Genomic DNA, 22,589 nt, shown 5'->3' on the forward strand with positions numbered 1-22,589 from the left:
CAAGGTGCGACCGCAGAGCGAACAGTTTCCAACATGATCTACCAAAGACCACCGCGAATGCGCATACTGAGGCACCACGACGCCCCGGGCCGCCGCCAACGGTCCGTCCGTGAAGTCATCCCAGAATCGAAAGAGGTCTCAACGTGGTCAGTCGATCACGACCGGGACGCCGGCGGATACTGCTATCCGCCGCGGCGAGCCTGGCCCTCACCGCCGCCGCCCTCATCGGGCTGAACAGTCCGGCCCAGGCCGCGGGGACCCTGCCCTGCGACATCTACGCCTCCAACGGCACCGCCTGCGTCGCGGCGCACAGCACGACCCGGGCGCTGTTCTCGGCGTACAACGGGCCGCTCTACCAGGTCCAGCGCGCCTCCGACGGCGCGCTGCACAACGTGGGCCTGCTGGCCGCGGGCGGGTACGCCAACGCCGGCGACCAGGACGCGTTCTGCAACGGCTCCACCTGCCGGATCGTCCGGATCTACGACCAGACCAGCAACCACAGCGACCTGACCGTCGCCCCCGACGGCGGCGCCGGCTCCGGCGACCGCGGCGCGGACGCGAGCGAGATCGCGGTGAGCGCGGGCGGGCACAAGGTGTACGGCGTGTGGGTGTCGCCGGGCGTCGGCTACCGCTTCAACGGCCGGGCGCCGGGCGTGGCCGTCAACGGCCAGCCCGAGGGCGTCTACATGGTCGCCAGCGGCACGCACGTCGGCTCCGACTGCTGCTTCGACTACGGCAACGCCGAGGCGACGCCGTACGACACCGGCAACGGCCACATGGACGCGATCAGCATCGCCACCACGTGCTTCTTCCCGCCGTGCCAGGGCTCCGGCCCGTGGATCGAGGCCGACATGGAGAACGGCATGTTCCAGGGCGGCAACGGCTCGAACCCGAACCCGGGCAACAACTCGGCGTTCGTGACGGCGACGCTGAAGAACAACGGCCAGACCACCTACGCGCTCAAGGGCGGCAACTCGCAGTCCGGCGGCCTCACCACCTGGTGGAACGGCGGGCTGCCGACGGACAAGTCCGGGTACCGCCCGATGCACCAGGAGGGCGGCATCATCCTGGGCATCGGCGGTGACAACAGCAACCGCAACCGGGGCACCTGGTTCGAGGGCGCGATGGTGTACGGCTACCCGACCGACGCCGCCGAGAACGCCGTGCAGGCCAACGTCGTCAGCGTCGGCTACGGCGGCCAGACGAACGTCCCGAACGGCCCGCAGGGCACGATCGCCGGCCCCGGCGGCAAGTGCGTGGACGTCGCGGCGGACGACACCGGCGGCAACCTCGCCGGGGTGCAGCTGTGGGACTGCCAGACGTACGCCGAGGACCAGCACTGGTCGCACTTCGCCGACAACTCGCTGCGCACGCTGAACCGCTGCCTCGACATCAACGGCAACGGCACCGCCAACGGCACGCAGGTCGAGCTGTGGGACTGCAACGGCGTCGGCGGCCAGAAGTGGGTCCAGCAGGCCGACGGCTCGCTGAAGAACCCCCAGTCGGGCCGCTGCCTGGACTCCCCCAACGGCGCCACCGGCAACGGCACGCGGCTGCAGATCTGGGACTGCAACGGCTCGGCCGCGCAGAAGTTCGCGGTGAACGGCGGCGGCGCCAGCGTCGGCCCCGGCGGCAAGTGCGTCGACGTGGCCGCGGACGACTCGGGCACCAACGGCACGGCCGTCCAGCTCTGGGACTGCCAGTCGTACGCCGTGGACCAGCACTGGTTCCACCAGTCCAACGGCGCCCTGCGCACCCTGGGCCGCTGCCTGGACATCATCGGCAACGGCACCGCCAACGGCACGCAGGTCGAGCTGTGGGACTGCAACGGCGTCGGCGGCCAGGTCTGGCAGCAGCAGGCCGACGGCTCGCTGAAGAACCCCCAGTCGGGCCGCTGCCTCGACTCCCCCAACGGCGCCACCGGCAACGGCACGCGCCTGCAGATCTGGGACTGCAACGGCTCGGCGGCCCAGAAGTTCGCCCTGAGCTAGCCCGGCCCGGACCGGCGACCGGACCGACGAGGGGCGCGGGGTGATCCCCCGCGCCCCTCGCGCGCAGTAGCGTCGTCGCATGGACGCTCAAGAGTTCTTCGAGCTGCACCAGGACGGGTGCTTTCTGCTGCCCAACGCGTGGGACGCCGGCAGCGCGCGGATGCTCGCGGCGGCGGGGTTCCCGGCGCTGGCCACCACCAGCGCGGGGGTGGCGTTCTCGCTGGCGCGGGCCGATCACGCGGCCGCCGGCCGGGTGCCGCGTGACGTCATGATCGGGCGGGTGCGCGAGGTCGTCGAGGCCGTCGCCGGGCCGGTCAGCGCCGATCTCGAGGACGGCTACGGCGCCGCGCCGCACGACGTGGCCGAGACGATCTCGCTCGCGGTCGCGGCCGGCGCGGCCGGGGGCAACATCGAGGACTTCGACGGGCGGGGGCTCTACGACCGGGGGCTCGCCGTCGAGCGGGTCCAGGCGGCCCGCGCGGCCGCCGCGCGGCCGTTCGTGCTCGTCGGGCGGACGGATGCGCTCCTCACGGGCGGTACCGTCGCGGAGGCCGTCGCCCGGGGCAACGCCTATCTGGCCGCGGGAGCCGACTGCGCCTTCGTGCCCGGTGCCGCCGATGCCGACACGATCGGCGCGCTGGTGGCGGGGCTCGACGGGCCGCTCAACGTGGTCATGGGGCTCACCGGCGGCGCGCTGAGCATGGCGGACCTCGCGCGGCTCGGGGTCCGGCGGGTGACCGTGGGCGGGAGCATCGCGCGGGCGCTGTACGGGCACCTGCGGGCCGCGGCGCGGGAGCTGTTCGAGGCGGGGACCTTCGGCTACGCCGGCGCGCAGGTACCGCAGGACGAGCTCAACGCGCTGTTCTCGGGGGTGCGGGGGTGAGGCTCCTCATCGTCGGCGGGACGCAGTTCGTCGGGCGGCACATCACCGAGGCGGCGCTGCGCAACGGGCACGACGTCACGCTGCTGCACCGCGGCCGCACGGGGGCGGACCTGTTCCCCGAGGCCGCGCACGTGCTGGCCGACCGCGACGGTGACCTCTCCGGGCTGGCCGGGCGGCGCTTCGACGCGACGATCGACGTCAGCGCGTACCGCCCGGAGCAGGTCCGGCGGCTCGCGGCCGCCCTCGGCGAGCCGGGGCAGTACGTCTTCATCTCCAGCGTCTCCGCCTACGACCAGCCGCCGCCGGGGTTCGCCGAGGACGGGCCGCTGTACGAGCCGAACGACACCGACTACGGGCCGCTCAAGGTCGCCTGCGAGCGGGCCGCGGCCGAGGTCTTCGGCCCGGGCACGCTGATCGTCCGGCCCACGTACGTCATCGGGCCCCACGACCACCTCGTCCGGTTCACGTGGTGGGTGGAGCGGATCGCGCGCGGCGGCGAGGTGCTCGCGCCGGGGCGGTTCGAGGAGCCGATCCAGTACATCGACGCCCGCGACATGGCCGCCTGGATCCTCGCCATGGCCGAGGCGGGCCGGCCGGGCGTCTTCCACGCCGCGGCGCCCGCCTGGCGGCCCGCGAAGCCGTTCTCGTTCGGGGACCTGCTCGAGGCGGTGCGCGACGCGGTGGGGCCGCCGGGGACCACGCTGACCTGGGTCGACCCGCAGTTCCTGCTGGAGCGGGGGCTCACCGGCGAGGAGTTGCCGCTGTGGCCGGCGCCCGACCCGGACGCGGCGGTCAACGCGGCCGACCCGTCGGCGGCGTTCGCCGCGGGGCTGACGCCGCGGCCGCTGGCGGACACGATCCGCGACTGCCTCGCCGACGGCCGGGCCAACCCGCGCGAAGCACCGCAGCGGCTCGGCGCCGGGCGCGAGGCCGAGCTGCTGCGGGAGTGGTCCGGCGGTAGCGGGTCGTCAGGCTCGGGTCAGAGGTAGGACGGCAGGCCGGCCCGCAGGCAGGCCAGCATCGCGGCGCCCTCCGCGGGGGCCATCGGCGCCACCGCGCGGCGCACACCGGCGAGGACGTCGTCGAGGGGGATCGACGCGTCCGCGCCGGGGGCGTGGTAGCGCATCTGGGCGATCAGGTCGGCGACGTAGGCGAGGACGTCGTCGGGGCCGGACGTGTTCTCCCACAGCCAGGCCAGGACCCGCCCGAACGCCTCGCCGGCGTGCAGCGCGCAGCTGCGGGACCGCTGCGCGAGCATCGCGCCGGCCGCCTCGCTGATCATCGCGCCGATCAGCTTCTCGAAGATGTGGTCAGGAACCGCCCGCGTTCGCAAATCCACTCCCGCGAATCGATGTGACGAGGGGTGATGTTACCGCTTCATTCCGTCATCGACGAGTGGGCACCCAAAGTTCATCCACAGTTTTGCCGGGCCGATCCGCGGCCGAAACGCCCCGGTCCTCGATCGCCAGGTGCAGCACGGCCGACCGGCTCCATGCCCGCCGAGTACGTCCGCTTACTGGTACATGACCACACCGGCCGGCGGGACCGTCAGCTGCACGGCCCGGCCGTTGCGGGCCGAGACCGACACGCGGCCGCCGGCGAGGGCCGGCTCGCTGGAGTACACGCAGGTCAGCATGGCGCCCTCGGCGTGCAGGCCGGCATCGACGGTCACCCAGGCGGTGCGGACGCGGTCGGGGTCGGTGTTGACGGCGACGAGGACCTCGCGGTCGGCGAAGATCCGCGACCACGGCAGCAGGCCGCGCGGGCCCGGCGGGGCGAAGACGACGCCGTCGGCGGAGACCGGGCGCAGGTACTGCCGGCCGCGGCGCAGCGCCGGCAGCCGGCGGCGCACGGCCAGGATCTGCTGGAGCTCGCGGTACGTCGGGTGGTCCTCGTCGAACGCGTGCCCGCCGCGGCTGCGGAACGGCCCGAACTCGCCGCCGAACATGGCCTCGCGGATGTACCGGTCGTGGCCGCCCTCGCCGTCGAAGTCCTGCTCGCTGCCGTAGTACACGCACGGGATGCCGAGCGTGGCGGCGTTGAGGGCGAGCGCGACGAGGGCGAGGCGCCGGCCGGGCTCGCCGGCGGCGAAGCGGGCCTTCCACCAGCCCTTGCGCACCTGGTCGTGGTCGTCGTAGCCGGTGACGACCTTGTCCCGGAACCAGGTGTGCGACTCGCGGCCGACCTGCAGCGAGTTGCGGAACAGGGCGAAGTACTCGCCCGGGTCCGCCTCGCCCTTGGCGACCCGCTCGAGGCGGTCCTGGACGTCGGCGAGGCCGAGCGCGGCGTCCATGCCGACCTCGTCGAGGGTGCGGTACGCGAACGCGCGGTCGCCGGTGATCTCGGCGACGAGGTAGAAGCGCTCCTTGCCGATCGACTGCGCGAACTCGTGGATCGCCGAGGCGAAGAAGCGGGCGGCGCCGGGGTCGAGGTGCTTGACCGTGTCGACGCGGAAGCCGTCGAGGTCGGCGTAGGCGATCCAGTACTGGTAGGCGCGCACGAGAGCCAGCAGCGCGGCGGAGGGCCGGTAGTCGTCGGCGGGGCCCTCCCCCAGCGCGATGTCCTTGAGGGTTTCGAAGTCCCCGTCGAGGTACTCCGGGTAGTGGTCCCAGTCGGTGATGCGCCCCTTGCCGGTGAACGTCGCGGTGCTCTGCAGCTCCTCGGGCCAGACGGCGCCGTCGGGGTAGGCGTCCGGGGCCGGCCCGACGGGCAGCACGGGGCGCCCGCCGGCGTCGCGGAAGCCCTTCACGGGGTACCGCTGCCCGCTCCACAGCGGCTGCGCGTCGCCCTCGTAGCCGAAGACGTCGCCGGCGTGGTTGACGACGACATCGAGGATGACGCGCAGGCCCTGGGCGTGCGCCTCGGCGGCGAGGGCGCGCAGGTCCTCGGCGGTGCCGAAGTGCGGGTCGACGGCGAGGAAGTCCTGGATGGCGTAGCCGTGGTAGGTGGGCTGCCCGGCGGCCTGCTTGAGCACCGGGCTGACCCAGATCGCGGTGACGCCGAGGCGGCGCAGGTAGCCGAGCTTGGCGCGCAGCCCGGCGAGGGTGCCGCCGTTCCAGGTCAGGCCGGCGTCGCGCCACCGGGCGGCGCCGTCCTCGTCCGCCACCGCGTTCCCGTGGTCCCCGGCGCTCAGCGGCGGCGTGGTGCCCTCGGTGACGACGGCGCCGTCGTTGCCGCGGTAGCCGCGCTCGGCGCCGTCGGAGAACCGGTCGACGAGCAGGAAGTACAGGACCTCGTCGGCCCAGTCGTCGGGCGAGGGGTGGAACGGGCCCCGGGTGAGCGCGGCGAAGTCGATGTCGGCGATCCGGCGGTACGGCACCCACCGATCGTGCCACGATTCGTGCTCAGGCGGTCGCCAAGCGTCGCCGCCCCAGCACCCGGGCCGCGATCGCCGGCCGCAGCAGGGCCGCCGGCGGGTCCAGCAGGTTCGTCACCCGGCTGAACGCGAGGGAGACCACCTCGTCGTGCTCGGCGGCGGCGTACAGGCGGTGCAGGTAGCGGTTGACCAGGCGGGTGCGCGCGTCGCGCGGCCCGTCGACGCCGGGCAGCGCCGCGTCGCCGCCGGTGGCGATCTGCCACGGGATGTCGACGACGGGGCGTACGGCGCGGAAGAACCGCAGCGCGTCGAGCCCGGCGGCGCCGTCGCGGGCCAGGGCCTCGCCGAGGCGCAGCGCCTCGACGGCGGCGACGGACATGCCCTGGCCGTACATCGGGTTGAAGGAGCACATCGCGTCGCCGACGACGACGAAGCCCTTCGGGAAGCGGCGCAGCCGGTCGTAGCGGTGCCGGACGCTGCCCGGGTAGCGGAACTTCACCGGCTCGTCGAGCGGCACCGAGGCGTCGATGACGTCGGCGACGTCCGGCAGCGGCAGCCGGCGGGCGTAGGCGCGCCACCCCTGGTCGTCCAGCGGGGCGTGGTCGCCGAGGATGCCGAACAGCGTGATGACGGCCCGGCCGGCCTCCTGCAGCATGACCGCCCCGCCGCGGGGCGCGGCCGCGGACGGTCCGATGATCATGGCGACGTCGCCGCCGAGCAGCGCCGGGTCGACCTTGTAGTGCCGCGACACGTACGCGAGGTCGACGTGCAGCCGCTCCTCGCGGGGCCGCTCGTAGCCGAGGCCAGCCAGCCACCGCGGGGCCCGCGACCCGCGCCCGGTGGCGTCGACGACGAGGTCCGCGGCGATCGTCTCGACACCGCCGCCGACACCGCCGCCGCCGACACCGCCGCCGACACCGCCGCTGACACCGCCGTCGCCGCCGCCGTCGCGGCGCTGCACGAGCGCCCCGGTCACCCGCGCCCGGCTCGCGTCCGCGTCGATGCCGACGACGTCGGTCCCGCCGCGCACCTCGACGCCCGGCCGCGCGAACACCTTGGCGCGCAGGTAGTTCTCGAAGTACGGCCGGCTGAAGGACAGCGCCGTCATCCCGGTCGGCGCCTGCCGCAGCCGGTGCCCGTTGACGCCGAACCGCACGTTGCCCAGCACGTCGCCGCTCGGCGTGCCGGCCGCGACGAGCTCGGCGGTGGCGCCCGGGAACAGCCCCTCCACGACGTTGAGCCCGGCGGCGAGCAGCCCGTGCGCGTGGCGGCCCTGCGGCACGCCGCGGCGCACCTGCCGCTCCCGCGGGTTCGCCTCCGGGTCGCCGGCCCACTCCCCGCTGGTCTCGTCGCGCTCGACGATGGTGACGCGCCCGAAGTGCTCGGTGAGCACGCGCGCGGCGAGCAGCCCGGCCATGCTGCCGCCCAGGACCACGGCGTGACGTTCCCTCATACCCGTTTCGTTCATGCCCCCTGTGGCGTTCCACCGCGTTCCGCTATGGGGAACCGATCGGGTTGGCGACAGTGCGAGACTGCTGGGCATGACGACGCTGGGTACCGTGTTTCTGCCGCAACTGCCGCCCGAGCGGCTGCGCGACGTCGTGCAGGCCGCCGACGGGGCCGGGCTCGAGGAGCTGTGGCTGTGGGAGGACTGCTTCCTCGAGGGCGGCCTGACCACCGCCGCCGCGGCCCTCGCCTGGACCTCGCGGCTGCGGGTCGGCGTCGGCCTGCTCCCCGTGCCGCTGCGCAACGTCGCGGTGAGCGCGATGGAGATCGCCACCCTGTTCCGCCTCTTCCCCGGCCGCGCGGTCATCGCCGCCGGCCACGGGGTGCAGGACTGGATGGGCCAGGTCGGCGCGCGGGCGGGTTCGCCGCTGACGCTGCTGCGGGAGTACACCGTCGCGCTGCGGGCGCTGCTGCGCGGCGAGCGGGTGTCGGCGCAGGGCCGCTACGTGCGCCTCGACGGCGTCGCGCTGGACTGGCCGCCGACCGGACCGGCCCCGATCCTGCTCGGCGCCACCGGCGACCGGACGCTGCGGCTGTCGGGCGAGGTCAGCGACGGCACGGTGCTCACGGGCGGCACCGATCCGGCAACGGTACGGCGAAACCGCGCCCTGATCGACGAGGGCCGCTCGGCGGCCGGGCGCACCGACCTGCACCCGGTGGTGGTCTACCTGCACGCGGCCACGGGCCCGGACGCGCCGCAGCGCATGGCCGCGGAGCGCGAGCGGTGGGGCTACCCGGACCCGTCGCGCGACGTCTCCGTCACCGGCGACGAGCACGCGTTCGCCGACGCGATCGCCCGCTGGGCCGACGCCGGCGCGGACAGCGTCATCCTGCAGCCGACCGCGGACGACCCCGACCCGGAGGGCTTCGTGCGCTTCGTGGCCGAGCGCGTCCGGCCGCTGGTGCCGTGAGCATGGCCGGCAGCCCCGACAACCCGGCCGTCGCGGCGGTGGCGGCGAGCGGCATCGCGTACCGCGTCGTCGAGCACGGCCCGGTCCGCAGCCTCGCGGAGGCGGCCCGGGTCCGGGGCGTCGAGCCCCGCGACGTGGTGAAGACGATCGTGGTCCGCCTGGCCGAGGGCGACTACCGCTTCGTGCTCGTCCCCGGCGACCGCGTCATCTCCTGGCCGAAGCTGCGCGCACTGCTCGGCATCCCCCGCATGTCGATGCCGGACGCCGCCACGGCGAAGGCGGCGACGGGGTACGAGCGCGGCACCATCACCCCGTTCGGCTCCACGACGCCGTGGCCGGTGATCGCCGACGAGCGCGTCCGCGGCCGCGAGATCTCCCTGGGCGGCGGCCGCCACGGCGTGGCCGTGGCCGTCCCCGCCGACGCCGCGCTGGCCGCCCTGGACGCCACGGTGGCCGACGTGTCCGACCCCGACCCGGCCTTCGCCGACCCCGCGTAGACGCCTCCGTCGATCTGAGGAATTTTATGTGATTTGCCCGGATGGTCGGGTACGTCGGTCTACTTTGGCTCTCGACAGCGATCATTGCCCGGGTCCCCGGGGCCGGCGGTGAGCGGGCAGTTCCCGCTCCCCCCGCCGGCCGGGCCCGGGCGCGCCGGGCGTAGCTTCCCCGGCGCGCCCACCGGCCGGGGAGCGCACGAGTGCCCCGGGCCGAACGGGGAGCCCCACCTGACCACCACACGTCCGTTACGCCGCAACCTCGCGGCGGCCACGACCGCCTGCACCATCGTCTGCACCGTCCTCGGCGGCGCGCTCATCAGCGGCAACACCACACACGCCGCGCCCGTCCCCGCCTTCGCCGCCGGGTCCGCCCCGGGGGCGCCCGGGGCCCGCGGGATCGCATCGGTCCCGCCGCCCGACCCGCGCTCCGGCCCGCCCGGCCGATTCGCCGGCCGATCCGACCGATCCGCCGACCAGTTCGCCGACCGCCTGGCGGAGCTGCGCGGCGCCCACACCGCCCACGTGCCGCCGGAGCCGGCCACCGCGGCCGCTACGGCCCAGCCGGAGAGCGCACCCGCCGAGGACGCCCTCGACGCTCGGGCGCCCCGCTCGGCCCGTTCGTCGCGCGCGGCGGACCGCCGGGACGCAACCCGCTCCCCGGCCGGCCCCGGCGCCGCCCGGGACGCCCGGCCACCCGGCGCCCCACGCTCGGCGCGCCGCCCGCCCACCACCCGCCAGCGCACCGCGTCTCCGCCCGGCGGCGCATGGTCGCCGTCGGATCAGGGCGTGGTCGGCTTCGCCCTGGCCCAGGTCGGCAAGCGATACTCGTTCGGCCACGTCGGCCCGGACGCGTTCGACTGCTCGGGCCTGGTGTTCGCCGCGTACCGCATGATCGGCCTGTACCTGCCACGCTCGACCTACGGCCTGGCCCGGTGGGGCCGCCCGGTGCAACGATCGGAGCTGCAGCCGGGCGACCTGGTGTTCCCGTCCACGGGCCACGTGGGCATCTACGTCGGCAACGGCCGGATGGTCCACGCCTCGACGGAGCGCGGCGGCGTGAAGCTCTCACCGGTGTACGCCTTCCAGTTCGCCCGCCGCATCACCGGCTGACAGTGGCACGAAAGCGGATATATCCAGACGCTGACGCGTCCGGATATATCCGACATTTCGTATATGTGCGCACAGTGAGGTGGCTGCACTTTGCCGGTATTGCGAGGTTGAGGAAAGGCCGGCACAGGACAGCCGCGCGGCCGCAGGAGCGGGAGCGACACGCGCGCGGCCACTGGAGCCGGAAGGACAGGCGCGCGGGAGCGGGAAGTACAGGCGCGCGGGAGCGGGAAGTACAGGCGCGCGGGAGCCGGAAGGACAGGACAGGCGCGCGGGAGCCGGAAGGACAGGCGCGACTGCGGGCACCGGGAGCTCCGAGCGGGCACGGCGCCCTGACGCCGCGCGAGACGTGCGAGCGTGCCGAGAACCTGCCGCCCGCCCAAGTGCCACGCCGCAGGTTTTGAGGGGGTCCGGGTGGAGCGGAGCTCCCCCGGCGCGAGCGGAGCGAGCCGGGAACTCAGCTCACCGGAAGCCGCCGCGGAAGCGGCGGAAGAAGCCGCCCTCCTGCGGGAGTGCGGGGGCCGGGGGCGCCGGGGTCGTGCGGCGGCGGGCGATCGGGCGGTCGTAGTCCGTGTTGGCGATCGCGTCGACGATCTCGGGCTCGGTGAAGTGCTCCGAGCCCTCGATCATCGGCACGAACCCGACCAGGATGCCGTCGCGCATCACCTGGGCCTCGAGGCCCGCGGTGCCGTCCGTGTCCCAGACGGCGACGCGGCCGTCGAACAGGGTGACCCGTACGCCGAACTGGGACAGCCCGGCCTTCGCCATCTCCAGGTGGGCCGGCACGCCGCGCCCGCGCAGCGCGTCGACGACCCTGCGCGCCTCGAACTCGTCCATCCCGGAACGTTAGCGCCGCCGGCTGTGAGCCGGCTGAACGGTTACTTCGACGGCTCGGGGAGGGCGCAGTTGATCTTCGGGTTGACGCCCATGTAGTTCAGCGGGCCGGCGATGATCGTGACGGCGATCGTGCCGGCCTTGGCGCAGTTCGCCTCATCGCTGTTGAAGTAGCCGCGCTGACCGGCGGCGATGACGCCGATGATCAGCCAGATGGCGATGATGACCCCGCCGATCGAGGACCCTCTGCCCACGGTGTGCCTCCTTCTCCCGAATCGACGGATTGATACCCGCGGGCGGGCTCGCGGCAAACGCGGCGGGGTGACGCACGTCGCTTCCGGTGTCGGCTTGGCAGCAAAGGGGGAGTGCGGAAGCGCCGCGCGGCCATACGTTCATTGCCGGGCCGCAGGCAACCCGCGGCGAGACAGAACCGATCAGCGAACTGGAGCACAACCCGATATGAGCGACTACACGCCCTTCAGCACCGACCTCGACGGCAACGGCACGGAGGACCCGGCCGCCATCTACACCACCGACGACGGCAGCAACATCCTCGTCGGCGACCTCGACCACGACGGCACCGTCGACATCGCCGCCATCGACAGCGACGGCGACGGCGTCTACGAGCAGGCGTACGACCCGGCGACCGGCATCACCACCGACCTGACCGACGAGCCGGACTACGGCGCCGAGTACGACGGCTCGGGCGGCAACCTCGACGGCGACATCTCCGCCACCGCCGACACGGGCGACAGCGGCGACACCGCGGCCGCGGCGCCCGACGGCGGGTACTGGGACGCCGGCGCGATCTCCGACATGATGGCGATGCAGCACGAGACCTCGATGGCCGTAATCAACAACATCTGACGGGCCGTAGCCAGCATCGTCGTAGCAGCATCGTCGTAGCAGGAGCATCGTAGGAGCAGCATCACCGGCCGCCGGGCGCGTCGCGATCGCGCCGCCCGGCGGCCGGTATACATGATCCCGATGGCACCGCTCAGCCCCCTGCTCGTCGCCGACCTCGTCGGCATCGCCGTGTTCGCCGCCTCCGGGGCCACCGCCGGGGTGGCGAAGAAGCTCGACCTGTTCGGCGTGATCTTCGTCGGGTTCACCGCGGCGCTCGGCGGCGGGATCATGCGCGACGTGTTCATCAACGTGCAGCCGTTCGCGTTCGTCGACTGGCGCTACTCGGGCGTGGCCGTCCTGTGCGCGGCGGCGACGTTCTGGCTGCATCCCGCGGTGAGCCGGCTGCGCTGGACGGTGCTCGTGCTCGACGCCGCGGGGCTCGGGCTGTTCGTGGTCACGGGCACGCTGAAGGCGCTCGACGCCGGCGTACCGCCGATCGGGGCCTGCATCATCGGCATGATCACCGGCATCGGCGGCGGGCTGGCCCGCGACCTGCTGACCGGCGAGATCCCGTCGGTGCTGCGCCGCGAGATCTACGCCGTCGCCGGGCTGCTCGGGTGCGCCTCCGTGGCCGCCCTCGACGCGCTGCACGCCCACCGGCCGCTCGGCATCGCGCTCGCCGCCACCCTCACGTTCGTGCTGCGCATGGTGGCCATCCGCCGCAACTGGTCCGCCCCCACGCCTCCTGACCGGGAGCCGGAACAACCAAGAGCAAGCTGATGCGGTACCGCCAAAAAATTCCTGACATGAGATGGCAGGAATGGCGGCGAGGATGGGCGCATGACCGGATTCGCAAGCCTCATCATGGTGAACATCGACTGCGCCGAGCCGCCCGTCCTCGCGAGCTTCTACGCCGAGGTCATGGGCTGGGAGGTGACGCACAGCCAGGCCGAGTACGCGATGATCAGCGACGGCACGACGTCCATCGGCTTCGGGCAGCTCGAGCACTACGCGGCGCCGACGTGGCCGGAGGGCCCGACGCCGAAGCAGTTCCACCTCGACTTCTACGTCGACGACCTGGCCGAGGCCGAGGAGCGCGCCGTCAAGCTCGGCGCCACACGGCCGGACTTCCAGCCGGGCGGCGAGCGCTACACGGTCCTGCTCGACCCGGCCGGCCACCCGTTCTGCGCCTGCCTGCGCTCGTAGGCAGGCACGCAGCTCACTGCGTCACGCGCCCTGCGTTCACGCGTCACGCGTCCTGCGTCACGCGTCACGCGTCCTGCGTCACGCGTCACGCGTCACGCGTCACGCGTCACTTCGTGAGGGTTGAGTCCGAGACGGACGGCGGCTTCGCGCCGAGGAAGAAGATGCCGGGGAAGCCGTTCGTCTCGAAGCCCGCGCTCGGGTTCCGGCGCAGCGTCGAGCCCTCGATCGACATGGTGCCGGTGCGGTTGTTGCTGACGAAGAACACCGCACCGCCGCCCTCGTTGGCCCGGTTCTGCTCGATGAGCGTGCCGGCGAGGCGCACCGTGAACGCGTCGCCGTCGCAGTAGATCGCGCCGCCGCTGCCGCCGCCCGGGCTGCCGGACTTGGCCGGGTTGGCGCCGTGCCCGACCGCCGAGTTGTACGAGAACACGCTGTTGAGCACGACCCACGACACGCCGATGCTGCTCAGCGCGCCGCCGTTGGCGCACACCCCGCCCTGCCCGGACGCCCCGCCGAAGGTGCTGGAGACGATGTAGACGGGCTGGTTGTGGTACTGGCTGAGCGCCCGCACGGCGGCGCCGCCGAGGTCGGGTCCCGTCTCGTCGCAGCGGTTGCGCACGAACCGCGCGTTGACCGCCTTGAACCGCCCACCCCGCACGAAGATCGCCCCGCCGCCACCGCCCTCGGCCTTCTCGCCGGTGGAGTTGCCGTCGGCGAAGGTGATGTTCTGCACCGTCAGCGCCGGCGTCTCCTGGTCCTGGCAGTGCTCCGTCGTCCACTCCAGCGACTCGTCGCACGTGTTCTGGTACAGGATGCGGCGCTTGCCCTCGCCGCTCAGCGTGACCTTGCCGCCGCCGTCGATGACGACCCGGGAGGAGCGGTTGTGGACCTTCGCCGTCTCCTTCACCACGATCGTCACCGGGTCGGGCCCGCAGCTGAACCGGATGAGCCCGCCGGCCGCGACCGCCGCGACGAACTTCTCCGACGTGCAGCTGGCGGCGGTGCCGTCGCCGACGACCCAGGTGGGCTTGGACGTGTCGACGGCGCGGGCCTCGTCCGGCACGGCCGCGTGCCCGGACGGGTTACCGTTGGTCACCGCGGGCGCCCCGCCCGACGGCGCCGCGCCGAGCCCGCCGCTGCCGCCGGTGCCGTCGGTGCCCCCGGCCGCGTCGGCGGCGGAGACGCTCGCGTCGGGCACGTGGTAGTTCGGATCCATCGGTACCGGTTCGGGCTCGCCGCAGCCGGCCAGCGCCAGTACCGCCGTGACCAACACGAACCCGAGCCGTCGTCGCATCGGGCGATGGTAACGCCGCTTCAGCCCGCGCGGACCTCTCTCTCCCAGTCCACCGCGGCGGCTTCGAGTGACTCCGGGGTGAGGTCGAGCGTCACCGGATAGTCGAACGTGCGCTCGCGCTCGTCGCCGAGCCACGCGGGCGCGGTCTCGCGGGAGAACCCGACGACGAGCCGGGGCTGCCCGTACTCGTGCTCGTCGAGCGTGAACGACAGCACCGGGAACGTGAGCCGCTCCAGCAGATCCACGCGCCCCTTGGCGGCCCGCAGCAGCCAGTCGCCGAGCAGCCGCGCCTCGTCGCGGGTCAGGCAGGCCGAGCGAAACGTCCACGCGCGCCCGTCGAGCGCGTCCACGATGCCCTCGACGACGAGCAGCGCCGTCGCGTCCCCGGGTGCTTCCTGCCCGGCCGCTTCTCCCCCGGCCGTCTCCCTCGTGACCGTCACTCCCCCGGCCCCCGCTCCCCCGGCCCCCGCTCCCCCGGTCACCTCTTCCCTGGTCACCTCTTCCCTGGTCGGTGCGGCCCGCAGCTCGACGAAGGCCCCGTTGCGCGAATGCAGTCTCACCGGCCCAGCATCGCAAACCGGCCGGGTACGCGGGATTGGGCGTTAGGGCGGTTACGGTACCCCCATGAGACCGCATCTGGCCGAGCAGCTCGACATGCAGCCGCACCCGGAGGGCGGCTGGTACCGCGAGACCTGGCGCTCGGCGGCCACCTTCACCCCCGAGGGCTACGAGGGCCCGCGCAGCGCCGCCACCGCGATCTACTTCCTGCTCAACCCGGGCGAGGAGTCGGCCTGGCACGTGGTCCGCTCCGACGAGCTGTGGTTCTGGCACTCGGGCGGCCCGCTGGCGCTGCGCCTCGGCGGCTCCGGCGAGCGCCCCGGCGAGGGCCCGGAGGTCCTGCTCGGCGCCGACGTGGCCGCCGGCCAGCGCCCGCAGGTCCTGATCCCCGGCGGCGTCTGGCAGGCGGCGGCCCCCGCGTCGGGCGAGCCGGTCCTGGTGAGCTGCGTCGTGGCCCCCGGCTTCGACTTCGCCGACTTCCGCCTGGCGACGCCCCCGGCTCACTGAAGCACCGCCCGGCACTCATCGGAGGCGAGGCTTTGCCGCGGATATGTCCGCCGCTCCGCGACGGACATATCCGATATTTCGGTTATGCGCATATTTGGATTCGGCAAGATCCGCCGGAGTCTCGCGGTTCGCGGAGCGAGTGAGGCCGGGCAACGCAGCACCGATAGCGCGGGGACGGCCGGAGACCGTGCGGGGCGGGCGATGCAGCGTCAGGCGTCGTGGATCTCGGCACGCTGGATCTCGGTGAAGGCGGCCTCCAGGTACGTGGCGAACGTCCTGGCCTGCAGCAGGTCGGAGATGAGCAGCGGCGCGTGCTCGGCCAGGGCGCGCGGCGGCAGCGGAGCCTCCTCGCCGGTCTCGTGGATGCCCAGCGCGCCGACCAGCAGTACCACCATCACCTGCGGGTCCACGTCGCGCCAGGCAGCCGCCCAGCGGACCGCGTGCTCGAGGGCGGCGCGCACGTCGTCGCCGTCCAGGCCGTCCGGGTGGCGCTCCTCCAGCAGCATCCGCACGACCGCGCCGAGGACGCGGCCGGTGGGCTCGGCGTCGAGGGCGGCCAGGCGTTCGGCGGCCTCCGCGTACGGTTCGGCGGCTTGGGCGCGGGCGGCCTCCACGGCGTCGGTCGCGGCGACGGCGATCGCGCGGGCGGCCGGCGGGAGGTGGCGCCAGGAGGTCGAGGTCACCCCCAGAACCCTAGGCGGTCCCGGAACGCCCGCTGCGCCGGCAGCCCGCAGATTCCGCCGCGGCACGCCCAGCCCGCCGCGCTCGCAGCCCCGCAGATTCCGCCGCGCCACGCCCGGCCCGCGGCGTTCGCGGCCGCAGATTTCCGCCGTGGCACGCCCAGCCCCGCGGCGATCGGCGCTCCCGACCGCAGGAACGACCGCCGGCCCCACGGGACTGGGCGCTCGTTCGCGGCCGGGCCGCACGGTGCGGGGTTGAGGGGGTCCGGGTGGAGCGGAGCTCCCCCGGCGCGAGCGGAGCGAGCTGCAATACAGCAGCGAAGCGAGCTGCAGCACAGCGTGGCGGGCGCCACAGCCGTGGTTGTCACGTTCGGGGTGGGCTGGGCCGTCGTGATCGCATGACCGATTCCAGTGTGAAGCCAGTGCAGCGGATGACCGTCCAGCAGGTGAGCCCGGGCGCGTACCAGGCGGTGCTGGGGATGGAGAAGTACATCCGGGCCAACGTCGACCCCGACCTGCGCCACCTCGTCAAGCTGCGCGCGTCGATGCTCAACGGGTGCGCGTTCTGCGTCGACATGCACAGCAAGGAGGGCATCGGCGACGGGATGGACACCCGGAAGCTGTTCGCGGTGTCGGTGTGGCGGGAGGCGCCGTTCTTCGACGAGCGGGAGCGGGTGGCGCTCGAGCTCACCGACCAGGTGACCCGGCTGGACGAGCACGGGGTGACCGACGAGGCGTGGGAGCGGGCCGTGCGAGTGTTCGGCGAGGAAGGGGTGGCGAACCTGCTCATGGCGATTGCGACGATCAACGTGTGGAACCGCCTCTCGGTCGCGACCCGGAACCAGCCGCCGACGGAATGACCGTCCCCGCCACGGCGGACCCGGCGACGGCAGATCCGGCCGGAACAGCTCGGGCCGGCACGGACGCGGCCAGAACAGAGCCGGCCAGCACGGACGCGGCCAGAACAGAGCCGGCCAGCACGGACGCGGCCAGAACAGAGCCGGCCAGCACGGACGCGGCCAGAACAGAGCCGGCCAGGACGGAGACGGCCGGGACGGAGACGGCCGGGACGGAGACGGCCGGGACGGAGACGGCCGGGACGGAGACGGCCAGGACGGCTCCGGCGGCGACGGAACCGGCCTTGAAGGACCGGGCCGACGCCGCCTATCAGGAGCACCGGCCGATGCTGTACGGGCTGGCGTACCGGATGCTGGGCAGCGTCCACGACGCCGACGACGTGCTGCAGGAGGCGTACCTGCGGTGGACCGGCGCCGACCGCTCGGGCGTGGCCGAGCCGCGCCGCCTACCTGACCCGGGTGGTGGCGCGGCTCGCCGTGGATGCGCTGCGGGGGCGGCAGGCGCGGCGCGAGGAGTACGTCGGCACGTGGCTGCCGGAGCCGGTGTCGACGGAGCCGTCGCCGTTCGGGGCGGTCGACACCTCCGACCTGTCGATGGCGGTGCTGCACCTCATGGAGCGGCTCACCCCGCCGCAGCGGGCCGTGTACGTGCTGCACACGGCGTTCGGGCTGCCGTACACCGAGATCGCCACGATCCTGGAGCGCTCCCCCGAGGACTGCCGCCAGCTGGGGCACCGGGCCGAGGCGGCGCTGTCCGGGCGGGCCCGGTTCAGCACCGACCCGGCGGAGCTGGAGCGGCTCATCGATGGGTTCGTGGCGGCGGCCCGCCTCGGCGACACCGGGCGCCTGGAGCGGATGCTGCACGACGACGTGGTCGTGTGGAGCGACGGCGGCGGCCGGGCCCGGGCGGCCCGCAACCCGATCGAGGGCCGCGCGAAGGTGGTGCGGTTCTTCGCGGCCGTCCTGGGCCGGCCCTTTCACGCCGCGCCCCGGCAGCTCAACGGCGGCCCGGGGCGGCTCGTCGACGGCCCCCGGGCCCGCTACGCGCTCACCGTCGCCGTGTCCGGTGGCCGCATCGCCGGCTTCTACATGGTCGCCAACCCGGACAAGCTTTCGGCCATCGACGGGCGCTGACGGCAGGCATATTGGCCGGGCCCAGGGGCCGCCGCTATGCCTGCTGAGCGGAGCGGGCCGCCGGCGTGATCCCCGGATGACCGCGGACGCCACCCGATGACCGCGGCTGGTCACCCGACGATCGCGGCCGGTCAGCCGCTGACCGCGGACGCCACCCGACGATTGCGGCTGGTCACCCGACGACCGCGGCCGGGCGGCCAATGACCGCGGACGACGTCACCCGACGACCGCGGCCGGGCGGCCAATGACCGCGGACGACGTCACCCGACGACCGCGGCCGGTCAGCCGAGGATGGCCGTCACGGCGGCCGGGCGGCGCAGCAGGAGCACGGTCGCCAGGGGCCACAGGGCCTGCGCGCCGGCGGCGAGGCGCTCGGCCAGCCCGACCAGGACGCCGCTGCCCAGCGCCGCGGTGAACAGCAGCACGAGCGCGACCATGACGAGCGTCGCCGGGATCATGACGGCGACCGGCGGGCGCGGCACCGCCCCGCCGGGGTGGCGCCACAGCGCCGGCCACAGCGCGAGGCAGGCGAACGCGAGGGTGGCGGCCGTCTGGTGGGCGCCGGACGTCCCGGCGGCGGGCAGCGGCAGGGCGGCGACGGCGACGGTCGCGGCGCCGCCGACGCCGAGCATCACCCGGGACGGCAGCGCCAGGGGGCGCAGCCCGCGGGCAGTGACGAGGTGGCAGATCCCGACCCCGAGCAGGGCGGCGGTCATGATCCAGCGGTGGGCGGCGCCGTAGCCGGCGAGGGCGCTGATGGTGTCGCGCAGCGAGTCGTAGCCGTCGCGCTGCAGCGAGGGGCCGGGCTGGACCGCCGCGGCCAGGGTCCAGCCGCCGATGAGCAGCACGGGGGCGGCGGCGGAGGAGACGAACGCGTACCGGGCGACGGCGTCGCGGCGCATCCGATGAGTATGCCCGCCGGGTGCCGGCCGGGCATCCCCGGTCACATTCAATCGCGCACGACTAAATCGTGCGCTATGGTTGTCCCGTGGATGTCCTCCCGCTCGACCGGCAGGTCTGCTTCGCGCTCTACACCGCCACCCGGGCGGTCACGGCGCGTTACCGGCCGCTGCTCGACGAGCTGGGGGTCACCTACCCGCAGTACCTCGTGCTACTCGCGCTCTGGGAGCGCGACGAGCGGACCGTCAAGGACCTCGGCACGGCGCTGCGGCTCGACTCCAGCACGTTGTCGCCGCTGCTCAAGCGGCTCGAGGCGGCCGGGCTCGTGTCCCGGGAGCGGCGCAGCGACGACGAGCGGTCCGTGGTGGTCCGGCTGACCGGGGCCGGCGCCGCGCTGCGGGAGCGGGCGGCGCCGATCCCGGCGCGGCTCGTGTGCGACGGCGGGCTCGGCACCGGCGAGCTCGCGGAGCTCCGCGACACCCTCGTGCGGCTGACCGCCGCACTCCAGCGACAGGGAGAGATCGATGCAGGTGCTGTACACGGCTGAGGTGACGGCCAGCGGCGACGGGCGCAACGGCCACGTCGCCAGCTCCGACGGGATCCTCGACTTCGACGTGCGCACGCCGAAGGAGATGGGCGGCGCCGGCGGGGCGACCAACCCCGAGCAGCTGTTCGCGGCCGGCTACGCGGCGTGCTACCACAGCGCGCTGCGCTCGGTCGCCCGCCGCACCCTCGGCGCCGGCGCGGCCGGCGCGGTCGACGGCTCCGAGGTGCACGCGAAGGTCGGCATCGGGCCCAACGGCGCCGGCGGCTACGGCCTGGAGGTCTGGCTGACGGTGACGCTGCCGGCCCTCGACCCGGACGCCGCGCAGCGCCTCGCCGACGCCGCCCACCAGGTCTGCCCCTACTCCAACGCCACCCGCGGCAACATCGACGTGCACATCGAGGTCGCCAAGTGAGCGCCGTCAACCGGGTCTGGTATCTCGCCGCGCGCCCGACCGGGTTCCCGGCCGACACCGACTTCGAGCTGCGCGAGGAGCCGGTGCCGTCGCCCGGGCCGGGCGAGGTGCTGGTCCGCAACGACGTGATGTCCGTCGACCCGGCGATGCGGGGGCGCATGAACGACGTGCCGTCGTACGTGCCGCCGTTCCAGCTCGGCGCCCCGCTCGACGGCGGCGCGGTCGGCACGGTCGTGGCCTCGCAGAGCCCGGACGTCAAGGTCGGCGAGAGCGTGCTGCACGGGCTCGGCTGGCGGGAGTACGCGGTGCTCGACGCCGCCCGGGTGCGGGTCGTGGACACCGCGGCGGCGCCGTCGTCGGCGTACCTGGGCGTGCTCGGCATGCCGGGCCTGACCGCCTACGCGGGGCTGCTCGACGTGGCCCGGATGCGGCCCGACGAGACGGTGTTCGTCTCCGGCGCGGCCGGCGCGGTCGGCAGCCTGGCCGGGCAGATCGCCCGGCTGCGCGGGGCCCGGCTCGTGATCGGGTCGGCCGGCTCGCCGGAGAAGGTCCGGTACCTCATCGACGAGCTCGGCTTCGACGCCGCCTTCAACTATCGCGACGGCGACATCCGCGGCCAGCTCAAGCGCCTCGCCCCGGACGGCATCGACGTGTACTTCGACAACGTCGGCGGGGAGCAGCTGGAGGCGGCGCTGTTCCGGATGAACGTGCACGGGCGGATCGCGGTGTGCGGGATGATCTCGCAGTACAACACCCCGGACGCCCAGGGCATCCGCAACCTGCCGCTGCTCATCAGCAAGCGGCTGACGATGCAGGGGTTCCTGGTCCTGGACCACTGGTCGCGGCGGGAGGCGTTCCAGGAGGAGATGACCGGCTGGCTGCGCGAGAACCGGGTGACGGTGGCGGAGACGTTCGTCGACGGCATCGACCACGCGGTGGAGGCGTTCCAGGGCCTGCTGCGCGGCGCCAACCTCGGCAAGATGATCGTGCGCCTGACCGACGTGCGCTGATCCGCCGGCCGTCGCGGCATTTTTCTCCAGGGTGCGCCGGCTGCTCAGCGCACCGGCAGGTGCAGCTGGAACGCGACCTCCGTGTAGTGGATCGCCGGGGGCGGCAGCGCCTGCAGCTGCCGCTCCAGGACGACGAGCAGCTCGCGGGGCGGGGCGATCGGGCGGGCCATGATGCGCACGGCGACCGGGCGGTTCGGGGCCAGCCGGAACTCGATCATGAGCTCCTCGGTGTGGTGGCGCACGCCGGCGAAGAGCTGGTAGACGACGCGGCGGGTGCGGTCGAGGAAGTCGCCGAGCTCGGCCGGGGTGGTCGCCTGGCGCAGCTGCTCCTCGCTGGTGAGCAGCACGATGCGGCCGCGGGCCGGGTCCCGCGACCGTGCGCCGGCGCCGCCCGCGGGGCGGGCCGAGCCCACCAGGTCCCCGGCGGCCATCGTCGTGGCCGCCGGGACGCCGTTGACCAGGTCCGGCGGGAGCGCGTTCACCGCGTCGGGGCCCGGCGCCGCGGCGGCCGGGGCGGCGCCGTCGGCGACCCGGAACGCGACCGCGCGCACGGCGCCGCCGGGCAGGCCGATCTCCACGGGGCGGCCCGCCTCCACCGCCTGCAGCAGGCGGGCGTGCATGGCGCCGGTCAGCAGGACCGCGAAGCCGTCCTCGACCTGCCGCGCCGTCGGGGCCTGCGCGTCCGGGCCGCCGGCCCCGGCGCCGCGGACGATGAGCACGAAGTTGCACGCCAGGCGGGTGGCGCGCTCCCCGCCGGGGGCGACGATCGCCGCGGGGCCGGTCTGGCCGGGCGCCCACACGTAGGTCTTCGGGGTGCCGGCGAGGCCGGGCAGGTACGCGCACACGTCGGGCGCCTCGCGCATCGCCTCCCGCAGCGAGGGCAGGTCGCCGGGGCTCACCGACAGCTCGAGCCGGTCGCCGTCGTGCACGACGCGCAGGAACGGCAGGTTGTACGCCGGGGCGCGCGACAGCATCGTCGCCGCGCGGAACTCGGTGTCGTCGAGCACGGGCGGGCGGCCGGGGCGGAACCACCACGGGTGCGGGTAGTACCGCTCCTGGGCGCCGAGCAGCGCCAGGACCCTGGCGTGGCCGAAGCGCTGCACGACGGCGGTCTCGCCGCCCAGCAGCGGCAGGGCGACCAGCGGCGGCCGGGGCAGGTCCACTGTGGACGGCAGGGCGGCCGGCGGGTCGGCGTAGACGAAGCCGGTGACGCGCTCGTCGACGTCGACGCCGGGGCGGCCGAAGACGCTGACGTCGCCGGCGTCGACGATGCGGCCCTCGGCGGCGAAGCGGTGCACGGTGCGGGCCATGGTGAGCGGGTAGCCGGGGGCGGGGGCCCCGGTGCGGGCGACGGCGAAGACCATCTCGCGCTGGCCGTGCCGCTCGAGGCCGTCGGTGGTGTAGATCAGCGCGGGCAGCATGCCGCCGGCCGTGCGGATGCCACCCTCGTCGATGGCGACCGTCAGCTCGCCGGGGATGAGGATCTCCCGGCCGACGGGTAACGCGGAGCCCACGGGGCCGATCATGCCATCCGCGCGCAACCCTCCGGTGGCCCGCGAAACGGCCCCGGTGGAGGGTATCGGGCGCGGCCGG

The 22,589-nt window shown here is 74.2% G+C and carries 25 protein-coding genes; 15 read left to right on the plus strand and 10 right to left on the minus strand.

Annotation, left to right across the window (positions count from 1 at the left end; genetic code table 11):
• The first annotated feature begins 143 nt into the window (after nucleotides 1-143).
• The 3 genes from ACQEVU_RS40740 (at nucleotide 144) to ACQEVU_RS40750 (ending at nucleotide 3,863) form a co-directional block, all read left to right on the plus strand.
• A complete protein-coding gene (locus ACQEVU_RS40740; RefSeq protein WP_433333396.1) occupies nucleotides 144-1,991 on the plus strand; it encodes an arabinofuranosidase catalytic domain-containing protein in 1,848 nt (615 codons plus the stop codon).
• Between the two features lie 79 nt (nucleotides 1,992-2,070).
• Nucleotides 2,071-2,874 carry an isocitrate lyase/PEP mutase family protein gene (locus ACQEVU_RS40745; RefSeq protein WP_433333398.1) on the plus strand — a complete coding sequence of 268 codons (804 nt, stop codon included), beginning with the start codon at nucleotides 2,071-2,073 and terminating at the stop codon, nucleotides 2,872-2,874.
• Nucleotides 2,871-3,863 (plus strand): NAD-dependent epimerase/dehydratase family protein, encoded by a 993-nt coding sequence (locus ACQEVU_RS40750; protein ID WP_433333400.1) that lies wholly within the window; start codon nucleotides 2,871-2,873, stop codon nucleotides 3,861-3,863. The genes ACQEVU_RS40745 and ACQEVU_RS40750 overlap by 4 nt, the downstream gene beginning before the upstream one ends.
• Here ACQEVU_RS40750 and ACQEVU_RS40755 read toward each other — a convergent pair.
• The 3 genes from ACQEVU_RS40755 to ACQEVU_RS40765 all read right to left on the minus strand — a co-directional run bounded on the left by ACQEVU_RS40755 (nucleotide 3,854) and on the right by ACQEVU_RS40765 (nucleotide 7,643).
• The gene (locus ACQEVU_RS40755; RefSeq protein ID WP_433333402.1) at nucleotides 3,854-4,207 is read right to left on the minus strand and encodes a hypothetical protein; all 354 of its coding nucleotides are present in this window, start codon (nucleotides 4,205-4,207) and stop codon (nucleotides 3,854-3,856) included. The genes ACQEVU_RS40750 and ACQEVU_RS40755 overlap by 10 nt on opposite strands.
• A gap of 180 nt (nucleotides 4,208-4,387) precedes the next feature.
• The gene (locus tag ACQEVU_RS40760) at nucleotides 4,388-6,193 is read right to left on the minus strand and encodes an alpha-amylase family glycosyl hydrolase (protein WP_433333404.1); all 1,806 of its coding nucleotides are present in this window, start codon (nucleotides 6,191-6,193) and stop codon (nucleotides 4,388-4,390) included.
• A 25-nt stretch (nucleotides 6,194-6,218) separates the two neighbouring features.
• Entirely contained in the window at nucleotides 6,219-7,643 is a 1,425-nt protein-coding gene (locus tag ACQEVU_RS40765; protein ID WP_433333406.1) for an FAD-dependent oxidoreductase, read from the minus strand.
• A gap of 88 nt (nucleotides 7,644-7,731) precedes the next feature.
• Here ACQEVU_RS40765 and ACQEVU_RS40770 point away from each other — a divergent pair, with 88 nt between their 5' ends.
• The 3 genes from ACQEVU_RS40770 to ACQEVU_RS40780 all read left to right on the plus strand — a co-directional run bounded on the left by ACQEVU_RS40770 (nucleotide 7,732) and on the right by ACQEVU_RS40780 (nucleotide 10,214).
• Nucleotides 7,732-8,607, plus strand: a complete 876-nt coding sequence (locus tag ACQEVU_RS40770) for an LLM class flavin-dependent oxidoreductase (RefSeq protein ID WP_433333408.1) — start codon at nucleotides 7,732-7,734, stop codon at nucleotides 8,605-8,607.
• A gap of 2 nt (nucleotides 8,608-8,609) precedes the next feature.
• A complete protein-coding gene (locus tag ACQEVU_RS40775; RefSeq protein WP_433333410.1) occupies nucleotides 8,610-9,104 on the plus strand; it encodes an aminoacyl-tRNA deacylase in 495 nt (164 codons plus the stop codon).
• Nucleotides 9,105-9,212: 108 nt separating this feature from the next.
• On the plus strand, nucleotides 9,213-10,214 hold the full coding sequence (locus ACQEVU_RS40780) for an NlpC/P60 family protein (RefSeq protein ID WP_433333412.1): 1,002 nt from the start codon (nucleotides 9,213-9,215) through the stop codon (nucleotides 10,212-10,214).
• A 459-nt stretch (nucleotides 10,215-10,673) separates the two neighbouring features.
• On the opposite strand, the gene ACQEVU_RS40785 is transcribed toward ACQEVU_RS40780, so the two are convergent.
• Nucleotides 10,674-11,048, minus strand: a complete 375-nt coding sequence (locus ACQEVU_RS40785; protein ID WP_433333414.1) for a hypothetical protein — start codon at nucleotides 11,046-11,048, stop codon at nucleotides 10,674-10,676.
• Between the two features lie 41 nt (nucleotides 11,049-11,089).
• Entirely contained in the window at nucleotides 11,090-11,299 is a 210-nt protein-coding gene (locus tag ACQEVU_RS40790; RefSeq protein WP_433333416.1) for a hypothetical protein, read from the minus strand.
• Nucleotides 11,300-11,504: 205 nt separating this feature from the next.
• Here ACQEVU_RS40790 and ACQEVU_RS40795 point away from each other — a divergent pair, with 205 nt between their 5' ends.
• The 3 genes from ACQEVU_RS40795 to ACQEVU_RS40805 all read left to right on the plus strand — a co-directional run bounded on the left by ACQEVU_RS40795 (nucleotide 11,505) and on the right by ACQEVU_RS40805 (nucleotide 13,097).
• Complete coding sequence (locus ACQEVU_RS40795; RefSeq protein ID WP_433333418.1) at nucleotides 11,505-11,912, plus strand: hypothetical protein; 408 nt, start codon at nucleotides 11,505-11,507, stop codon at nucleotides 11,910-11,912.
• A gap of 120 nt (nucleotides 11,913-12,032) precedes the next feature.
• On the plus strand, nucleotides 12,033-12,671 hold the full coding sequence (locus ACQEVU_RS40800; protein ID WP_433333420.1) for a trimeric intracellular cation channel family protein: 639 nt from the start codon (nucleotides 12,033-12,035) through the stop codon (nucleotides 12,669-12,671).
• Between the two features lie 60 nt (nucleotides 12,672-12,731).
• Nucleotides 12,732-13,097, plus strand: a complete 366-nt coding sequence (locus ACQEVU_RS40805; protein WP_433333422.1) for a VOC family protein — start codon at nucleotides 12,732-12,734, stop codon at nucleotides 13,095-13,097.
• Between the two features lie 106 nt (nucleotides 13,098-13,203).
• On the opposite strand, the gene ACQEVU_RS40810 is transcribed toward ACQEVU_RS40805, so the two are convergent.
• A complete protein-coding gene (locus ACQEVU_RS40810; protein WP_433333424.1) occupies nucleotides 13,204-14,391 on the minus strand; it encodes a hypothetical protein in 1,188 nt (395 codons plus the stop codon).
• Nucleotides 14,392-14,411: 20 nt separating this feature from the next.
• Nucleotides 14,412-14,951: a WapI family immunity protein gene (locus ACQEVU_RS40815; protein ID WP_433333426.1), complete on the minus strand. Its 540-nt coding sequence runs from the start codon at nucleotides 14,949-14,951 to the stop codon at nucleotides 14,412-14,414.
• A gap of 64 nt (nucleotides 14,952-15,015) precedes the next feature.
• Between ACQEVU_RS40815 and ACQEVU_RS40820 the strand changes: the two genes are divergently transcribed.
• On the plus strand, nucleotides 15,016-15,456 hold the full coding sequence (locus ACQEVU_RS40820; protein WP_433333428.1) for a cupin domain-containing protein: 441 nt from the start codon (nucleotides 15,016-15,018) through the stop codon (nucleotides 15,454-15,456).
• A gap of 209 nt (nucleotides 15,457-15,665) precedes the next feature.
• Here ACQEVU_RS40820 and ACQEVU_RS40825 read toward each other — a convergent pair whose 3' ends face one another.
• A complete protein-coding gene (locus ACQEVU_RS40825) occupies nucleotides 15,666-16,139 on the minus strand; it encodes a hypothetical protein (protein WP_433333430.1) in 474 nt (157 codons plus the stop codon).
• Nucleotides 16,140-16,534: 395 nt separating this feature from the next.
• On the opposite strand from ACQEVU_RS40825, the gene ACQEVU_RS40830 reads away from it, so the two are divergent.
• Together ACQEVU_RS40830 and ACQEVU_RS40835 are read left to right on the plus strand one after the other, a co-directional pair.
• Complete coding sequence (locus ACQEVU_RS40830; protein ID WP_433333432.1) at nucleotides 16,535-16,996, plus strand: carboxymuconolactone decarboxylase family protein; 462 nt, start codon at nucleotides 16,535-16,537, stop codon at nucleotides 16,994-16,996.
• A gap of 456 nt (nucleotides 16,997-17,452) precedes the next feature.
• On the plus strand, nucleotides 17,453-18,127 hold the full coding sequence (locus ACQEVU_RS40835) for a sigma factor-like helix-turn-helix DNA-binding protein (protein ID WP_433333434.1): 675 nt from the start codon (nucleotides 17,453-17,455) through the stop codon (nucleotides 18,125-18,127).
• Between the two features lie 281 nt (nucleotides 18,128-18,408).
• Here ACQEVU_RS40835 and ACQEVU_RS40840 read toward each other — a convergent pair whose 3' ends face one another.
• Nucleotides 18,409-19,029, minus strand: a complete 621-nt coding sequence (locus ACQEVU_RS40840; protein ID WP_433333436.1) for a DUF998 domain-containing protein — start codon at nucleotides 19,027-19,029, stop codon at nucleotides 18,409-18,411.
• Between the two features lie 86 nt (nucleotides 19,030-19,115).
• Here ACQEVU_RS40840 and ACQEVU_RS40845 point away from each other — a divergent pair, with 86 nt between their 5' ends.
• From ACQEVU_RS40845 to ACQEVU_RS40855, 3 genes are read left to right on the plus strand one after another with little or no spacing between them, the layout of a single operon-like run.
• Nucleotides 19,116-19,574, plus strand: coding sequence for a MarR family winged helix-turn-helix transcriptional regulator (locus tag ACQEVU_RS40845; RefSeq protein WP_433333438.1), 459 nt, complete (start codon nucleotides 19,116-19,118; stop codon nucleotides 19,572-19,574).
• Nucleotides 19,552-19,986 carry an organic hydroperoxide resistance protein gene (locus ACQEVU_RS40850; protein ID WP_433333440.1) on the plus strand — a complete coding sequence of 145 codons (435 nt, stop codon included), beginning with the start codon at nucleotides 19,552-19,554 and terminating at the stop codon, nucleotides 19,984-19,986. The genes ACQEVU_RS40845 and ACQEVU_RS40850 overlap by 23 nt, the downstream gene beginning before the upstream one ends.
• Nucleotides 19,983-20,996 (plus strand): NADP-dependent oxidoreductase, encoded by a 1,014-nt coding sequence (locus tag ACQEVU_RS40855; RefSeq protein ID WP_433333442.1) that lies wholly within the window; start codon nucleotides 19,983-19,985, stop codon nucleotides 20,994-20,996. Before ACQEVU_RS40850 ends, ACQEVU_RS40855 begins: the two co-directional genes overlap by 4 nt.
• 44 nt (nucleotides 20,997-21,040) lie before the next feature.
• Here the strand turns inward: ACQEVU_RS40855 and ACQEVU_RS40860 are convergent, their stop codons facing one another.
• Nucleotides 21,041-22,510: a hypothetical protein gene (locus ACQEVU_RS40860; RefSeq protein ID WP_433333444.1), complete on the minus strand. Its 1,470-nt coding sequence runs from the start codon at nucleotides 22,508-22,510 to the stop codon at nucleotides 21,041-21,043.
• Between the last annotated feature and the right edge of the window lie 79 nt (nucleotides 22,511-22,589).

It is taken from the genome of Dactylosporangium sp. CA-139066, assembly GCF_050936175.1.
Taxonomy (GTDB): domain Bacteria; phylum Actinomycetota; class Actinomycetes; order Mycobacteriales; family Micromonosporaceae; genus Dactylosporangium.

Coding starts and splice junctions, on each gene's coding strand:
- ACQEVU_RS40745 (WP_433333398.1), top strand. CDS start 2,071: ATGGACGCTCAAGAGTTCTTCGAGCTGCACCAGGACGGGTGCTTTCTG.
- ACQEVU_RS40765 (WP_433333406.1), bottom strand. CDS start 7,643: ATGAGGGAACGTCACGCCGTGGTCCTGGGCGGCAGCATGGCCGGGCTG.
- ACQEVU_RS40770 (WP_433333408.1), top strand. CDS start 7,732: ATGACGACGCTGGGTACCGTGTTTCTGCCGCAACTGCCGCCCGAGCGG.
- ACQEVU_RS40775 (WP_433333410.1), top strand. CDS start 8,610: ATGGCCGGCAGCCCCGACAACCCGGCCGTCGCGGCGGTGGCGGCGAGC.
- ACQEVU_RS40785 (WP_433333414.1), bottom strand. CDS start 11,048: ATGGACGAGTTCGAGGCGCGCAGGGTCGTCGACGCGCTGCGCGGGCGC.
- ACQEVU_RS40795 (WP_433333418.1), top strand. CDS start 11,505: ATGAGCGACTACACGCCCTTCAGCACCGACCTCGACGGCAACGGCACG.
- ACQEVU_RS40800 (WP_433333420.1), top strand. CDS start 12,033: ATGGCACCGCTCAGCCCCCTGCTCGTCGCCGACCTCGTCGGCATCGCC.
- ACQEVU_RS40805 (WP_433333422.1), top strand. CDS start 12,732: ATGACCGGATTCGCAAGCCTCATCATGGTGAACATCGACTGCGCCGAG.
- ACQEVU_RS40810 (WP_433333424.1), bottom strand. CDS start 14,391: ATGCGACGACGGCTCGGGTTCGTGTTGGTCACGGCGGTACTGGCGCTG.
- ACQEVU_RS40820 (WP_433333428.1), top strand. CDS start 15,016: ATGAGACCGCATCTGGCCGAGCAGCTCGACATGCAGCCGCACCCGGAG.
- ACQEVU_RS40830 (WP_433333432.1), top strand. CDS start 16,535: ATGACCGATTCCAGTGTGAAGCCAGTGCAGCGGATGACCGTCCAGCAG.
- ACQEVU_RS40840 (WP_433333436.1), bottom strand. CDS start 19,029: ATGCGCCGCGACGCCGTCGCCCGGTACGCGTTCGTCTCCTCCGCCGCC.
- ACQEVU_RS40850 (WP_433333440.1), top strand. CDS start 19,552: ATGCAGGTGCTGTACACGGCTGAGGTGACGGCCAGCGGCGACGGGCGC.